The sequence below is a fragment of the Streptomyces sp. CNQ329 genome (assembly GCF_000482585.1).
Window position 1 is genome coordinate 47,482 of record NZ_AXVU01000022.1, and the last position, 15,776, is coordinate 63,257.

The following is a 15,776-nucleotide window of genomic DNA, read 5'->3' on the forward strand; positions in this document are numbered from 1 at the left end:
GGGAACAGCATCCCTCGCGAGGGCTCGGCATTGATCAATGGGCCTGGTAACGTGGTTAGCTTGTGAAACCGCTTGTGCCGAACGGCGTGTTCGGTTACGCTCCCGTTAGAATCTCAGAGAGATTATCACGGGGGAGTGATCATCGATCGAGCCTCCGCTCACGTGCACGAGTTATCGGAAGGGTTCGAGAACGCGATGGAATTTTCCGTACTCGGTCCACTGCGCATGCACGAACAGGGGCGTTCTTATACTCCGACAGCGCCCAAACAACGACAACTCCTATCCTTACTCCTGCTCAACGCCAACCAGGTTGTTTCGACGCGCACGTGCATCGAGGAACTCTGGGAGGACACCCCGCCCAACACCGCGCTCTCGACCGTCCAGTCCTACATCCTCCAACTGAGACGCATCCTGCGCCGGGTGCCGAGGGTGGGCAGCCTCCAGGCGGCCCGCAGGATCCTGGAGACGCGCGACGGCGGGTACCTGCTCACGGTGCGCGGAGACGAGCTGGACACGTACAAGTTCGCCACGCTGGTCGCGCGTGGGCGGGCGAAATTACATGTGGACGACGTGGCGGCGGCCGACCTGCTGGGCCAGGCGCTGGCGTTGTGGCAGGGCTCGGTCCTGGCGGACGTCCAGGCCGGGCCGGTACTGCGAGCGTACGCGGTGGGCCTGGAGGAGGACCGCATGAGCGTCCAGGAACAGCGCATCGACGCCGACCTGCGGCTCGGCCGGCACCGGGAGGTGCTCGGTGAGCTGAGCTCCCTGACCACCAAGTTGCCGACGCGGGAGAGCCTGCAGGCCCGGCTGATCCTGGCGATGTACCGGTCCGGCTGGCGCAGCCAGGCGCTGGAGGTCATCCACCGGCTGCGCAAGACCCTCCGCGAGGAGCTGGGCCTGGAGCCCTCGCCGATGATTCGGCATCTCCAGCAGGCGGTGCTGACGTGTGATCCGGAATTGGACGATCTTTCGCGCGGTTCCGAACTGACCAAGGCGGATGCCGCGAGCCAACTGGAATCCCTCACGCCGGTGAGTCTTGAGCGGCACGCGCTGGCGTCGGCCGCCTTCGGCAGAGAGGTTTAGCGGAGCCTGGATTCCGCTTGCAAGAGAAACGCACCTTTGGGGTTGTGTCGAGGTTGGGGAGGACCTCGAGGTGATACCCCAAGGGTGCTTTTTCTGCGTCTAGGGGGAGGCCGGCCGACCCCGGCTAAAAGGATGCGTTGCCGGGCGCGGGACTCCGGCGCGGGACCGGATGAAGGGCGCCCGCGCCGGACGGTTCGGTGGCATCGCAAAAAGAACTGACGTAACCGGGAGACTCGATTCCGGTCCGGAAATTCGTCTTTCGGGGAAATCCGGGGGGCGAACCCGTTAATCCGTCGCCTCCGCTCATCCCGCTCGGTCCACCGGCCGTGGCACGGGGGAGCGTTCAGAGGGATTCCACATGGGCCGCGGATGGCACCCGGTGCCGGCAGTCGAAGACATAGCCGGCCGCCTCGACGATGTGCGCGTAGTCGAAGTCGTCGTGGTCCGTGGCGATCAGCACCACGTGCGCCGCCCGGATCTCCTCGTCCGAGATCTCCACCCGCACGATCCCCGTGTGCCCCGGGTCCTCCGAGACCACCGGGTCCGCGACCCGCACCTCGGCACCCTCCTCCAGCAGCTTCTCCGCGACGCGCACCGCGGGCGACTCCCGTACGTCGCTGGTGTTCGGCTTGTACGCCAGCCCGAGCATCAGCACCCGGGCGCCGTTGAGCGTCTGCCCGCGTTTGCCGAGGCCCCGGGTGAGCCGGCGGACCACGTACTCGGGCATCTGGGTGTTGAGCTCGTCGGCCAGCGCGACCATCCGGAACGGCTTGCTCAGGTCCTGCTCCACCTTCCAGGACAGGTACAGCGGGTCGACGGGCAGGCAGTGGCCGCCGACCCCCGGGCCCGGGGTGAAGCGCATGAAGCCGAACGGCTTGGTGGCGGCGATGTCCAGCGCCTGCCAGACGTCGACGCCGAGCGCCTCGCCGTGCATGGCCAGCTCGTTGACCAGGGCGATGTTGACGTGCCGGAAGGTGTTCTCCAGCACCTTGGCCATCTCGGCCACGCGGGTCGAGGGGGCCGGGACGACCTCGTCGACGAGGGAGCCGTAGAAGTCGGTCAGCCGCCGCCGCGAACGCTCGTCCACCCCGGCCACGACCTTCGGCGTGGTGGTGAACGTCCACCGGGTGTTCCCCGGGTCGATGCGCTCGGGGCTGTAGCCGAGGTGGAAGTCCGTGCCCGGCGCCAGCCCGGAGAGCCGCTCCAGCAGCGGGGCGAGGACGTCGTGGGTGGTCCCCGGGTAGCTGGTCGACTCCAGGGAGACCGCGGCCCCCGGCCGCAGCCAGCGGGCGAGGATCCCGCCGGCGGACTCGATGTACGACAGGTCCGGCAGACCGTCGCGCATCGGGGTGGGCACGGTGATCACCGCGATGTCGAAGCCCGCCAGGTCGTCCTGCTCCATCGTGGGCCGGTAGGCCCCGCTGTCCAGCAGCGCCGCGAGCCGCGCGGAGTCGATGTCGCCGACGTACGACTCGCCCACCGCGAGCTTCTTGACCCGGGTCTCGTCGACCTCGAAGCCGACGACCTCGTACCCGCGCTCCGCGGCGGCGACGGCCAGCGGCAGGCCCACGTAGCCCTGCCCCATGACGACGACCTTCGTGCCCATGCCCGTTCTCCCTAGTCGAAGAATTCGCACACTGAATCCGCTATGAACTCCACCTGGAAGTCCGTGAGATGAGGCCAGATCGGGATCGCCAGGTTGCGCGCGCTGACCTGCCGCGCCCGCGGCCAGTCCGTCCCCTCGGGGGCGTACTTCGCGAACGCCGGCTGGAGCGGCAGCGGCACCGGGTAGTAGATGTGCGAGCCGATCTGCTTCTCGGTGAGCCAGGCGCGCAGATCCTCGCGCCGCTCGACGAGCAGCGAGTAGACGTAGTAGCAGCGGCCGTTGCGGCCCGCGGGCGGCGCGACGAGGCCGCGGTCGGCGAGCGGGGCGAACCGCTCGGTGTAGTAGTCGGCGATCACGGCCCGGCGCTCCAGGCGGTCCTCGAATCCGGCCATCCGGTGCAGCTGGAAGGCAGCGAGGATCTCGTCGAAGCGGCTGTTCTGGCCGATCGCGTGGTGCAGGAACCGGGTGATGCCGTCCTGGCCGTGGTTGCGGAGCATCCGCACCCTGCGGGCCAGCTCCTCGTCGTCCGTCAGCACCATGCCGCCTTCGCCGGCCGTGCCGAACGCCTTGACCTGGAAGTAGGAGAACACCCCGAGGTCGCCCCAGGCGCCGGACGGGGTGCCGTCGAGGACCGCCCCCTGGGCGACCGCGGCGTCCTCGATCACCTTCAGCCCGTGCGCCCGGCCGATCTTGTTCATGGCCGGCATGTCGGCCATGATCGAGAAGACGTGCGCGGGCATCAGGGCTCGGGTGCGCTCGGTGATCAGCTCCTCGGTGCTCGCCGGGTCCATCACCATGGTGTGCGGGTCGACGTCGGCGAAGACCGGCGTGGCGCCGAGGTTCGCCACCGAACTGGCCACCGGCTGGCAGCAGAAGGCCGGGACGATGACCTCGTCGCCGGGGCCCACGCCCACGGCCTGGACGGCGAGGTTGAGCCCGCCGGTCCCGCTGGAACAGGCGACGACGTGCTCGACGCCCGCCGCGGCGGCCGTCTCGCGTTCGAGCTGCGCGGTGCGCCGGCCGAGGATGAACTTCTGCTCCTCGTCGGTGCCCACCTCGAAGAGCAGGTCCAGGAACGCCTGCCGGTCCTTTTCGAAGAGGTCGTCGGGGAAGAACGGGATGGTCACCGGCCGGCACCTCCGGCGTAGAAGTCGGCGATGGCCCCGCACACCACGTCCACCTGGTCCTCCGTGAGGTCCGGGTAGAAGGGCAGGGCCAGCGTGCGCTTGCAGGTCCGCTCCGCGACCGGCAGCACACCCTCGGGGTGCTCGGGTCCGGCGTAGCACGGCTGGAGATGGAGCGGGCGGGGGTAGTACGTCTCGGTGCCGATGCCGCGGGCGGTGAGGTGCTCGACGAGCGCGTCCCGCTGCTCGACCTCGATGAGGTACACGTAGAAGACCGGGTCGGAGGCCGCCGAACGGGGCACCAGGCGGGGTAGGGCGTGGATGCCCTCCTGCCCCCGCAGCCGCTCGTCGTACGCGGCCGCCAACTCCCTGCGCCGGACGATGTCGGCGTCCAGCCGGGTCAGCTTGGCCAGCAGCACGGCGGCCTGGACGTCGTCCATCTTGCTGTTGGTGCCGGAGACGCCGGAGAGGTTGGAGATGCCGGCGATGTGGTCCAGCGTCTTCCCCATCCGCCCGTGGTGGCGCAGGATCGCGGCCTGCTGGGCGATGCCCTCGTCGTCCGTCAGGATCATCCCGGCGTCGCCGAGCGCGCCGAGGGTCTTGGTGGGGAAGAAGGACAGCACCCCGCCGGCGCCCAGCAGTCCGGCGTGCACGCCGTCCCAGCGCATGCCGATGCCCTCCGCGCTGTCCTCCAGCAGCTTCAGGTCGTGGCGGCGCGCGAGGTCCGCCAGCCGGTCCATCGGAGCGAGCTGGTGGAACAGGTGCACCGGCATCACCGCGCGGGTCCGCTCGGTGACCAGGGACTCCGCCGAGTCCGGGTCCATGGCGTAGTCGCCGTCCGCCGTGATGTCGGCGAAGACGGGACGGGCGCCGGCCATCGAGACGGCGGACGCGGAGGCGAAGAAGGTGAACGTGGGCACGATGACCTCGTCACCCGGGCCGATACCGGCGGCCCGGAGCAGGAGGACGAGGGCGTCGGTGCCGCTGTTCACCCCGAGGGCGTGCCGGGCGCCGGTGTACTCGGCGATGGCGCGCTCCAGTTGTCCGACCTGGCGGCCGTGGGAGTATTTGCCCCGGTCGAAGACGGCGTTGATGTGGTCGCTGATCAGCGGCCACAACTCGGTGAAACTCCGTGCCTGGGAGAAGAACGGCACAGGTGGGGCCGCCGTTTCGGATTGGGTGAGCACCATACGGGTCAGCGTAGGGAGCGCTCCCGGAGGCCACCATGGACAAGTATTTGCCTGACCTGGACGAATCCGGGTGACAGGCCCCTGCCGTGTGCTTACGGACGTGGAACCGGCCCGTGCGTCCGCGCCGGGGGAACGCAGTCGCACGGGCCGGGGTCGGTGGGGCGGCGTCAGCCGGTCGGCTCCCTGACCGGCTCCGCAGCGGTGGGGTCGTCGCCCGTACGCACCGCGGACCTGCGCAGCGTGGCGGCGCACAGCAGCGCCGTTGCGCAGAGCACGCCGACGACGAGCCACAGGGACGGCTCCATCGCGTCGACGAAGGCGTCGGGGTAGGGCTGCGACGTGAGGTTGTCGGTCAGCTCGGCCTGGAGCACGGCGCCGACCGCGGCGGCGCCCAGGACCGTGCCGATCTGCCGCGCGGAGGTCACCACTCCGGAGGCGGCGCCGGCCAGGTGCGGCGGGACGTTGCGCATGGCAAGGGCGTTGGCCGGCGCGAAGACCAGGCCGATGGCGATGCCGAAGAGCACCATCCCGGGGATGACCGCCCAGGTGCTGGAGTCGGTGTGGCTGGTGGCGATCAGCACGGCGACGGATCCGGCGAAGACCAGCAGCCCCGGCACGATGATGGCCCGGGGGTCCAGCTTGTCGGCCCACTTGCCCGCGAACGGCGCGATGAAGAGCGAGACCAGCGGCGCCGGGCCCATGACGAGGCCGGCCTTGGTGGGGGAGAGGTCGAGTACGCCCTGGAGGTACAGCGCGTACGGCAGCAGCAGGCCCATGGACGCGAACAGGTTGGTCATCAGCACCACGTTCATGACCGAGAACCCGCGGTCGCGCAGCAGCGTGAACGGCAGCAGCGGCTGGTGCTCCTGCTGCGTGCGCTGCTGGAGGGCGAAGGCGAGCATGAGGAGCACGCCGGTGCCGCCGATGACGGGGATGCTGATGACCCCCCGGACCTCGCCCCAGTCGTACCGCTCGCCCTCGATGAGCGCGAAGACCACCAGGAACATGCCGACCGTGGAGAGCACCGTGCCGACCGGCTGGAACGAGGGGCGCTGCGGGGGCCGGGAGCCGGGAATGGTGCGCAGCGCGCCGACGATGGCGATCACGCCCAGCGGCACGTTGATCCAGAAGACCGACCGCCAGGTCAGCGCGTCCACGAAGATGCCGCCCAGGGTCGGCCCGGCGACCGCGGCGAGGCCGGCCACGGCGCTCCAGATGCCGAAGGCGGCGCCGCGTTTGTCCGGCGGGAAGACCGTCATGATGATCGCGAGCGTCTGCGGCATGAGCAGCGCCGCGCCCACGCCCTGCACCACGCGCATCGCGATGAGCTGTTCCGGGTTCTGCGCCAGGGCGCAGGCCGCGGACGCCACGGTGAAGACGACGACGCCGAGCACGAAGGCGTTACGGGCACCCATGAGCACGCCGAGCCGGCCCGCGAACAGCAGTAACGCGGCGAAGGCCAGGGTGTAGCCGCTGGTGACCCACAGCACCTCGTCGAGCGAGGCGTCCAGCCGGTCGATGATGTCCTGGTTGGCCAGGTTGACGATGGTCGTGTCGAGCACCGTCATGAAGAACGCCAGGATCAGGAAGGTCAGCACGACCCATGGGCTGGTGCGGGACTCCTCCGTTTGGGCAGGGCGCACGGGTAACTCCTTCGTCAAGCGGTTCAGTGAGGTTTGATCTGCCGCCAGGGCGAGTTGCGCTGGTAGCGCGGCAGCCAGACGGTGCGGCACATCAGTCGCAGCGGCGGCGGGAGAGCGGCGAGCACTTTGCGCCGGGTGTCTTCGGGTGCGCCGTCCAGCAGCCAGGGGACGTACGTCTCGGCCCGCGGCCCCAGCGCGCGGCGCTGGGCCGTCCGGAACGTCTCCCAGTCGGCGCGCGTCAGCACCTTCGAGATCATCGGCAGCACTTCCGTCTCCTGGTGGTCGAGGTGCGCCAGGAGCCGTTTGGAGAGGTCTTCTATGCGCTCACGCAGGACGACCGGGGAGCGGCTGCGCAACGCCAGGTCGACCGCCTCGATCATCCGGTCGAGGGTGCTGTTCGCGGCCTCCGAGTTCCGCAGCACGGACACGTCGGCCAGGCCGGCCAGCCGGGACCGGAGCCCCGGGCACGTGGCTCCCTCGGCCGTCTGGTGAACCCTCAGATAGTCCTTGAACGCGCTCCAGCCGGAAGCGAACGCGGAGTCGGCGGCGCAGTCGTCACCGGTGGCGCTCATGAGCAGGGTGACGTCCCGGCGGAAGGCGTCGTGCGTGGCGTACACCATCGTCAGGCCGCTGCCTCGGTTCGGCTGCCAGCGAAGGGAGCAGTTCACGAGTCGTCTCCTGCAAGTCGGCTCGGGCGCGGGCTACGCTGCCCGCGTTCGGGAGTCTCGCGTGGGCACCGGTGGATCGCACCCCCGGCACGGAGCATGTTGTCCCACAGATATGGGGCAGTATGCACCACCGCAGGTTGTGGTGCAATCTGTTTCGCAGAAGTGCCCGGCCGGCGTCCCCCGTACGGCCCTCAGTCCTCCTGTTCCACAACCGCCTTGGTGTACCGCATCGCCGCCTGGTTGATCGTCCCCAGCACCTTGCGCACGAACGCGCGGGCCTCGGCGAGCGGGGCGCCGGGTCCCAGGAAGTCCGTGACCACCGCCGGCTGGAGCACGATGGTCTGCCGGTTCACGGCCCGTACCCCGTCGGGGGTCTCCGTCAGCTCCCACTCCGCGGTGTGCGCGGCGATCAGCGCCGGCCGCCGGATGTGCTTGTAGACGATCCGCTTCGGGCCCAGGCTCACCCGCACCGACTCGGTGGTGTGCCGGGACCCGTCGAGTATCCGCGTCTCCAACTCCAGGATCTGGGTGCGCGGCGAGATGTCGGTCAGCTCCACCCGTACGACGTGCGGCAGTTCCCGCCACGCCTCGGCCCGCCAGAGGAACTCATGGACCTTCGCCGGCCCGGCCGCGATCTCCAGCTCGTCGGTGAAGGTGACGAGCACCTCGCCGATGCGGTCCGCCTGCTCGGCGGCCTGCTTCAGGCTCTCCAGATCGGTCTTGGCGTCGGCCTCGGCCGCCGCGCGGATCCAGGCCAGTTGCTCCGGGTCGTCGTCGACCGCCGCGTACGCCTGGTCGAGCACGACCTCGCAGCCGCCGTCGCCGGCGGCGTGGATACGCCACGTGCCGCCCTTGACGGCGACAGGGGAATGCGGGGCGATGTACCGGAAGCCGACGGTCAGTGCGTCCGGGTCCAGCCGGCGCCGTACGCCCCCGTTCGCGACTCTGCCGTGCGCCGTGGTCCACAGCCGCAGCGTGTCCTCACCGGGTCCCGCCGGGGCCTGTTCCACGTGCACGACGGAGGGGAACAGCCGGGGCCAGCCCGGCGCGTCGGCGAGCAGCCCGTAGGCGACGGTGGGCGGGGCCGCGACGGTGGTGGTGTGCCTGACGTGGTGGGTGTGCACCATGGTGGATCGACTCCCTCTCCGCCGGGAACATGTGACGGTCTCGATCCTGAAGAGGGCCAGTGAGGACTCGATCCGCTCTTGCTGGTGTCTCGACGGTGCCTGCCGTGACTCACCATCAGGTCTCCAGGTCAGAGAAGGATCATGGGGACGCCGTACGTCCATCGCTCGCTGGAGGTCCCGTGCCCGTACCGCCGCAACGAGACATCGACGCCACCCGCCGCCGCCTCGCGCAGTGGCTCGCCGACCGGCTGCCGGAGACCGGGGTCCCCGACGTCGGGGTGGAGGCGCAGCGCGGCCGGGGCTTCGGCCCCGAGATCCTCATGGCCGCCGCCGAGTGGGAACGGGCCGGAAAGCGCCGGGACTTCGTCGTACGGGTGGCGTCCCGGCGGCACCAGGTGCTGCCCGAGTCCCGGCTCGTCGACGAGTACCGGGTGCTGCGCGCCCTCGCGCCCACGCCGCTGCCCGTACCCGCGGTGCTGGGGTACGAGGCCGATCCCGACGTGCTCGGGGCGCCGTTCTACGTGAGGGAGCGCGTCGAGGGCTGGAGCCCCGCGGAGCGGCCCCCGTACCACCGGGACGGCGCGCTGGCCGAGCGCGACGAGGCCGGCCGGGCGGACCTGTGGTGGGCCGGCCTCGGCGTGCTCCGCCGGCTCCACGGCCTGGACCCCGACCGGCTGAACGTGGCCTTCCTGGAGCACGCCACCGGCGCCCCGAGCGGCCTGGAGGGCCAGCTCGCCTTCTACGAGCGGCACTTGGACCACTTCGCCGCCGACCGCTCCGGCGTCGTGCTCGCGGCCCTGGACTGGCTGCGCGAGAACCTCCCCGACCCGGCCGGGCCGCCCCGGCTGCTGTGGGGCGACGCCCGGCTTGCCAACATCGTCTTCCGGGACAGCCGCCCCGCCGCCGCGCTGGACTGGGAGATGGCCTTCCTCGGCCCGCCGGAGGCCGACCTCGCCTGGTTCCTCCACGTCGACCGGTACCTCGCCGGCGGCGGCCCCCGGCTGGCGGGCCTGCCGGACCGGCAGGCTACGATCGAGCGCTACGAGGAGTGGCTCGGTCGGCCGATCGCCGGACGGCTGCCCTGGCACGAGGTGTTCGCCGGCTTCCGCTTCGCCCTCGTCACCGCCCGTACCGGCCGGCTGCTGGCCGAACAGGGCCTGGTCGACGCGGGGTCGGAGACCCCCTTCGCACGTGACGCGGAGCGCCTGCTCGCCGCGACCCTCGCGCCCCTCGACGCCGTCGCCGTCTGACCACCGGAGGGCCGCGGCGCTCTCGACCTGCACCGGCGGTGGTGAAGCGGGCCCGTCACGGACACCCCCCTCGGCCTCGGGGTCGGCGGTACACTGCCGACTCTGGAACAAGATGTACGGGTAGCCACCGAAGGCGACCGTACGTGATCGTCAGCCAGCCCCGGCCCTCGGGGACACGCGGGATGGAGTCGTGTTGTCGTCTCACACCGACACGAGATACTCGGGCTTGGAGCGCGGACCGGATCCGAGAGCGGTACGCAGCCGGGCCGCGGCTCTCGACGCCGCGCGCGAACTGCTCGTCGAGCAGGGCTGGGCCGCCGTCACGCACGTCTCGGTGGCCGCCCGCAGCGGCGTCGGACGCACCACCCTCTACCGCCACTGGCCGGATCCGGCGGAGATGATCCGCGACGCCATCACCGAGGGCCTGACGATCTCGCACGTACGCTGCACCGGGGAGCTGCGGCGCGACCTGCTGGGCGAGCTGAACGTGCTGCGCCGCTGGCTGCACGAGCCGACCGCGGAGCGCGCGCTGCGCGCCGTCATCGAGCGCGTCAGCGTCGATCCGGCGTACGCCGAGCTGAAGAGGTCCCTGTACACCGCGGGGTCCGAAGGGCTGCGGGCGATCGTCGATGCGGCCAAGGAGCGCGGCGAGCTGCCCGCCGGGCTCGACGTCGACCTGGCGATCGACCAGCTCTCCGGGCCGTTGATGTTCCGCCGCCTGGTGGCCGAGCGGACCTTCGACGGCACGTTCGTGGAGTCGGTCGTCTCCTTCTTCCTGAGCGCGTACAGCGACGGCTCCTGAAGCCGCGGCGGCGGGCGGGGGAGTGTCGGCGTCCGGCCGTAGACTGCTCTCGTGGCAGGGAGGATCAACGACGAGGACGTACGGGCGGTCAGGAACGCGGTTCCGATCGACGCCGTCGTCTCCGAGTACCTGCAACTCCGCCCCGGCGGCGGCGGAAACCTCAAGGGCATCTGTCCCTTTCATGATGAGAAATCCCCTTCCTTCCATGTGAGCCCGGCCAAGGGGCTCTACCACTGCTTCGGCTGCCAGGAAGGCGGGGACACGGTCGACTTCGTCATGAAGGTCGAGCACCTGTCCTTCTCGGAGACGATCGAGCGGCTCGCCGCCCAGGCCGGTATCACCCTGCGGTACGAGGAGGGGGGCTACACCCCCGGCCGGCAGCAGGGCGAGCGCACCCGGATGCTGGAGGCGCACAAGGTCGCCGCGCAGTTCTACGCCGAGCAGCTCGGCTCGGCGGAGGCGGAGATCGGGCGCGGGTTCCTGGCGGACCGCGGCTTCGACCAGGCGGCGGCGGAGCGCTTCGGTGTCGGCTACGCACCGGCGGGCTGGGACCACCTCACCCGCTTCCTGCGCGGCCGGGGCTTCACCGACAAGGAGCTGACGCTCTCGGGGCTGTCGCAGGACGGGCGCCGCGGGCCCATCGACCGGTTCCGCGGGCGGCTGATGTGGCCGATCCGGGACATCACGGGCGAGGTCGTCGGCTTCGGCGCCCGGCGGCTGCGCGAGGACGACAACGGGCCGAAGTACCTGAACACGCCGGAGACCCCGATCTACCGCAAATCCCAGGTGCTGTACGGGATCGACCTGGCCAAGCGGGACATCGGCAAGCAGGGCCGGGCCGTCGTCGTCGAGGGGTACACCGACGTGATGGCCTGCCACCTGTCCGGGGTCACGACGGCCATCGCCACCTGCGGTACGGCGTTCGGCGGCGAACACGTGAAGATCCTGCGCCGGGTGCTGACGGACAACTCGCGCTCCGAGGTCGTGTTCACCTTCGACGGCGACGCGGCGGGGCAGAAGGCGGCGCTGCGCGCGTTCGAGGACGACCAGAAGTTCGCGTCCCGTACGTCGATCGCGGTCAGCCCGGGCGGCATGGACCCGTGCGACCTGCGGCTGGCGAAGGGCGGCGAGGCGGTGGAGCAGCTCATCGAGGAGCGCTCGCCGCTCTTCGAGTTCGCCATCCGCTCGTTCGTCAAGCAGCACAACCTGGAGACGGCGGAGGGCCGTTCGGCCGCGCTGGAGCAGGCGGCGCCGGTGGTGGCGCGGATCAAGGACGTCTCGATCCGGCACGACTACGCGGTGCAGCTCGCCGGGATGCTGGGGATCCTGGACGAGCGGTTCGTGGTGGACCGGGTGCGGCAGCTCGCGCGGTACGCGGCGCAGGGCGGCGCGGGCCGCGGCCGGGGCGGACCGGGCCAGGGCCCGGCGCAGGGCCCCGGGCCGGGTGGCCGGATGCCCGGCCGCGGCGCGGGCGCGGGCCCGGCCGGCTCCGGTCCCGTGGGCCCCACCGCCGCCGGCGGCCCGGCGCTGTACATGCGGACCCCGGCGCTGCACCGCGAGCGCGAGCTGCTGAAGCTCGCCCTCCAGCACCCCAAGCTGGTGGCCCCCGCCTTCGACGCCTACCTCGCGGACGAGTTCACCGCCGCCCCGTACGCGACGGTCCGGGCCGCCATCGAAGCGGCCGGCGGCGTGGCCGCGGCGGACGACGCCGCCGCCTACCTGGCCCGCGTCCGCGACGCGGCCCCCGACGACGGCGTCCGCTCCCTGATCACGGAACTGGCCGTGGAACCCCCGCGCAGCCGCCGCGAACCGGACGCGATCTACGCGGGCGAACAACTGGCGGGCGTCCGCCTTGCGGCGGTGGACCGCCGCATCGAGGACGTCCGCAGTACGGTTCACCGCCTGGGCACCCAGGGCCCGCCGGAGCAGTTCGCATCGGCGCAGCGCGAGTTGTGGACGCTCCAGCAGTACCGGGAATCCCTCCGCGCCCGCGGCGCGGCGGCGCTCTGACCGTCGCGGCACATGGGGGGCACCTCAGCCGTGTGACCAAGGGGTCACGCCGGGCGAGGAGTCGTGCTGCCCCGAGCGTGCGCATTCGTCCGTTGCGTAACCATCCGGTCACGGGCCGGGCACAAAATGTGGTCGCACGACCCTACTGTCAGGCGTGTGTCGTACCCCACACTGGGGGCGGTGCCTGAGTCCTCGGAGCGTGGCGGTGTTGCCCGGAAGGGGCGGCAAGCCGCCAGGGATCCGCAATCCACGATCGGGACGGAAGGCGGCGAGTACGCCGCAGCCGTTCCGCTGCCCCACGTCCCCGAACCGGCAGTGACCACCCTGGAGGTCGCCCCCGTGCAGACCCAGACCCTCAAGACTTCCGTACGGGCGGGGCGCGAGGGCGCGCCCGACGTCCTGACCCTGCCGAACGGGGCTCCGGCGGGGCTCGACGAGCCCGGCGCCGCGCATGAGCCGGCGCCCGTGCCGCCGCCGGCCTCCGCCGTGCGGCCCGAGCGCGGCGGGCCCACGTCCGATCTGTTCCGGCAGTATCTGCGCGAGATCGGCCGGATTCCGCTCCTCAGCGCCGCCGAGGAGGTGGAACTGGCCCGGCGCGTCGAGGCCGGGCTGTTCGCCGAGGAGAAGCTCGCCAACGAGCCGGACCTGGACACGCAGCTCGCGCTGGACCTGGACCGGCTCGTCGTGCTGGGCCGGATGGCCAAGCGCCGGCTGATCGAGGCCAACCTGCGGCTCGTCGTCTCCGTCGCCAAGCGGTACGTGGGCCGCGGGCTGACGATGCTCGACCTGGTGCAGGAGGGCAACCTCGGGCTGATCCGCGCGGTGGAGAAGTTCGACTACGCCCGCGGCTACAAGTTCTCCACCTACGCGACCTGGTGGATCCGCCAGGCCATGTCCCGCGCGCTGGCCGACCAGGCCCGGACGATCCGGGTCCCGGTGCACGTCGTCGAGCTGATCAACCGGGTCGTGCGCGTTCAGCGCCGCATGCTCCAGGAGCGCGGCTACGAGCCGACGCCCCAGGAGGTCGGCACCCATCTCGGGCTGCCCGAGGAGCGGGTGAGCGAGGTGCTGCGGCTGGCGCAGGAGCCGGTGTCGCTGCACGCGCCGGTCGGCGAGGAGGAGGACGTCGCGCTCGGCGACCTCATCGAGGACGGCGACGCCGCCTCCCCGGTGGAGTCGGCGGCGTTCCTGCTGCTGCGCGAGCACCTGGAGGCGGTGCTGTCCACGCTGGGCGAACGGGAGCGCAAGGTCGTGCAGTTGCGGTACGGGCTGATCGACGGCCGGCCGCGGACGCTGGAGGAGATAGGCCGCATCTTCGGCGTGACCCGCGAGCGGATCCGGCAGATCGAGTCCAAGACCCTCAACAAGCTGCGCGACCACGCCTTCGCGGACCAGCTCCGCGGCTACCTGGACTGACGCTCCCAGCGGACTGATCCGCGCGTCCGCACGACACGGGCCGGAGGGCTCCGGCCGTCACGCGCCGGAGCCCGCTTCGGCATGGGCGGAGCCGGTCCGGCCGGGCGGGCGCGTGGGGCCTGTGAAGGACCCCCGCCCGGCCGGACCGGGGTACGGGGGGCGCCTCGGTGAAGTTAGCACTGCCGGGGCGGCGTTGAAAGACTTTGCAAGCACCTTTCCCACGGGTTGACCGTGCTCTGACGCGCCCCTACCGTCATCGGGGAACGCGGATCCCGGATCGTCCTGCAAAATCTTGCGATCCTGGTTTCCCCCACCGATGCGGCTGTGGCGCGTCAGCTCTCCGAAGACCAGGAGGGTACACATGGCTCATCCGGTACGTGCGTGGCTGCGCGGCTCACGCCTGCTGCTCGGGACGGCTCTCGCCGGTCTCGTGCTCGGGCTGCTGCCCGCCGCGGCGACGCACGCCAGCGCCGAGGCGGTGACGGCAGAGACGGCGGAGACGGCCGCGGGGGGCGCTGTCATCGCCAACCTGTGGTCCTGGAACTGGCGGTCGGTCGCCGCCGAGTGCACCGACGTCCTCGGCCCCGCCGGGTATGCCGCCGTGTGGGTGGCGCCGCCCGCGGAGTCGCTGGCCCACCCGCAGCACCACTGGTGGGACGTCTACCAGCCGTACAGCTACGCCCTGAACGGCCGCCTCGGCAGCGAGGCCGACTTCACCGCCATGACCGCCGCCTGCAACGGCGCCGGTGTCGCCGTCTACACCGACGCCGTCATCAACCACACCGCCGCGCAGACCGGCACCGGCTACGCGGGCACCACGCTCGGCGACAAGTACGCGCCGCCCATGTACTCCCGGGCGGACTACAACGTCGACGTCTGCAACCGGGAGATCGCCGACTGGGACGACAAGTGGGAGGTGCAGCACTGCGAACTGCTCGGCCTGCCGGACCTGAAGACCGGCAGCGACTCCGTGCGCGACACGATCGCCGGATATCTGAACTCCCAGATCGCGCACGGCGTCTCCGGCTTCCGTATCGACGCCGCCAAGCACATCCCCGCGGCCGACCTGGAGGCCATCACCGGCCGGCTGGACGACACCGCGGCCGGTGCGCGGCCGTTCGTCTTCCACGAGGTCTTCCCCGGCAGCACGCCCGCACCCGACGAGTACTACGGCAGCGGCCGGGTGCTGGACTTCTTCTTCGGCGACCGGGTGAAGGCCGCGTTCCTCGGTGACATCGCCCAGTTGGAGAACCTCGGCCCCGACCAGGGGCTACTGCCCGTGCAGAACTCGGTGTCGTTCGTCACCAACCACGACACCGAGCGCAACGGCCGCCACCTGACGTACAAGGACGGCGACACCGCCGTGCTGGCCAACGTCTTCCAGCTCGGCTGGACCGACGCGCCGCCCACCGTGTACGCGGGCTTCGCGTTCGCCGGGAACGACGACTCGCCGCCCGCCGGCGCGGACGGCCTCGTCACCGGCACCGACTGCGACGCCGGCTGGTACTGCCTGGACCGCGACCCGCGGATCACGGGGATGGTCGGCTGGCGCAACGCCGCCGGCGGCGCCCAGGTCGGCGACTGGCAGTCGCCGCGCGCCAACGTCGTCGGCTTCGGCCGCGGCGACCGCGGGTTCGTGGCGCTCAACAACACGGGGGAGCCGGTGAGCCAGGAGTTCGGCACCGCGGTCGCGGACGGCACGTACTGCAACGTGCTCGACGACTGCGCGACCGACGTCACCGTCGCGGGCGGACGGGTCACGCTCGACCTGCCCGCCAAGGGGGCGGTCGCCTTCCACCCGTAGGGGGTCCGGGGGCTCAGCCCCCGGATCATCCTGTCTCCTTGCACCCGGGCCCG

Annotated in this window: 12 protein-coding genes; 6 read left to right on the forward strand and 6 right to left on the reverse strand. The window is 71.3% G+C overall.

Annotation, left to right across the window (positions count from 1 at the left end):
• The first annotated feature begins 195 nt into the window (after window positions 1–195).
• On the forward strand, window positions 196–1,083 hold the full coding sequence (locus tag I003_RS32470) for an AfsR/SARP family transcriptional regulator (RefSeq protein ID WP_078564106.1): 888 nt from the start codon (window positions 196–198) through the stop codon (window positions 1,081–1,083).
• Between the two features lie 343 nt (window positions 1,084–1,426).
• On the opposite strand, the gene I003_RS0116665 is transcribed toward I003_RS32470, so the two are convergent.
• From I003_RS0116665 to I003_RS0116690, 6 genes are all read right to left on the reverse strand, one after another.
• Window positions 1,427–2,689 carry a nucleotide sugar dehydrogenase gene (locus I003_RS0116665; RefSeq protein ID WP_027772552.1) on the reverse strand — a complete coding sequence of 421 codons (1,263 nt, stop codon included), beginning with the start codon at window positions 2,687–2,689 and terminating at the stop codon, window positions 1,427–1,429.
• Between the two features lie 11 nt (window positions 2,690–2,700).
• Window positions 2,701–3,816, reverse strand: coding sequence for a DegT/DnrJ/EryC1/StrS aminotransferase family protein (locus I003_RS0116670; RefSeq protein ID WP_027772553.1), 1,116 nt, complete (start codon window positions 3,814–3,816; stop codon window positions 2,701–2,703).
• Window positions 3,813–5,003 (reverse strand): DegT/DnrJ/EryC1/StrS aminotransferase family protein, encoded by a 1,191-nt coding sequence (locus I003_RS0116675; RefSeq protein WP_027772554.1) that lies wholly within the window; start codon window positions 5,001–5,003, stop codon window positions 3,813–3,815. Before I003_RS0116675 ends, I003_RS0116670 begins: the two co-directional genes overlap by 4 nt.
• A gap of 167 nt (window positions 5,004–5,170) precedes the next feature.
• Window positions 5,171–6,646, reverse strand: a complete 1,476-nt coding sequence (locus tag I003_RS32475) for an MFS transporter (protein WP_158688994.1) — start codon at window positions 6,644–6,646, stop codon at window positions 5,171–5,173.
• Between the two features lie 23 nt (window positions 6,647–6,669).
• Window positions 6,670–7,314, reverse strand: coding sequence for a hemerythrin domain-containing protein (locus tag I003_RS0116685; protein WP_051368291.1), 645 nt, complete (start codon window positions 7,312–7,314; stop codon window positions 6,670–6,672).
• Between the two features lie 191 nt (window positions 7,315–7,505).
• Window positions 7,506–8,441: an aromatase/cyclase gene (locus I003_RS0116690; RefSeq protein WP_051368292.1), complete on the reverse strand. Its 936-nt coding sequence runs from the start codon at window positions 8,439–8,441 to the stop codon at window positions 7,506–7,508.
• A gap of 179 nt (window positions 8,442–8,620) precedes the next feature.
• On the opposite strand from I003_RS0116690, the gene I003_RS0116695 reads away from it, so the two are divergent.
• The 5 genes from I003_RS0116695 (at window position 8,621) to I003_RS0116715 (ending at window position 15,723) form a co-directional block, all read left to right on the forward strand.
• Complete coding sequence (locus tag I003_RS0116695) at window positions 8,621–9,691, forward strand: phosphotransferase family protein (protein WP_027772557.1); 1,071 nt, start codon at window positions 8,621–8,623, stop codon at window positions 9,689–9,691.
• 226 nt (window positions 9,692–9,917) lie between these two features.
• Window positions 9,918–10,493: a TetR/AcrR family transcriptional regulator gene (locus I003_RS0116700; protein ID WP_027772558.1), complete on the forward strand. Its 576-nt coding sequence runs from the start codon at window positions 9,918–9,920 to the stop codon at window positions 10,491–10,493.
• 51 nt (window positions 10,494–10,544) lie between these two features.
• Window positions 10,545–12,503, forward strand: a complete 1,959-nt coding sequence (dnaG, locus tag I003_RS0116705; RefSeq protein ID WP_027772559.1) for a DNA primase — start codon at window positions 10,545–10,547, stop codon at window positions 12,501–12,503.
• Window positions 12,504–12,818: 315 nt separating this feature from the next.
• Entirely contained in the window at window positions 12,819–13,919 is a 1,101-nt protein-coding gene (locus I003_RS0116710; protein ID WP_027772560.1) for an RNA polymerase sigma factor, read from the forward strand.
• Window positions 13,920–14,280: 361 nt separating this feature from the next.
• Window positions 14,281–15,723 carry an alpha-amylase gene (locus I003_RS0116715; protein WP_027772561.1) on the forward strand — a complete coding sequence of 481 codons (1,443 nt, stop codon included), beginning with the start codon at window positions 14,281–14,283 and terminating at the stop codon, window positions 15,721–15,723.
• The last annotated feature ends 53 nt before the right edge of the window (window positions 15,724–15,776 follow it).

Excerpts from the sequence above, each read along its gene's own strand:
- I003_RS0116665 (WP_027772552.1), bottom strand. The coding sequence starts at position 2,689 with ATGGGCACGAAGGTCGTCGTCATGGGGCAGGGCTACGTGGGCCTGCCG.
- I003_RS0116715 (WP_027772561.1), top strand. The coding sequence starts at position 14,281 with ATGGCTCATCCGGTACGTGCGTGGCTGCGCGGCTCACGCCTGCTGCTC.
- I003_RS32470 (WP_078564106.1), top strand. The coding sequence starts at position 196 with ATGGAATTTTCCGTACTCGGTCCACTGCGCATGCACGAACAGGGGCGT.
- I003_RS0116675 (WP_027772554.1), bottom strand. The coding sequence starts at position 5,003 with ATGGTGCTCACCCAATCCGAAACGGCGGCCCCACCTGTGCCGTTCTTC.
- I003_RS0116690 (WP_051368292.1), bottom strand. The coding sequence starts at position 8,441 with ATGGTGCACACCCACCACGTCAGGCACACCACCACCGTCGCGGCCCCG.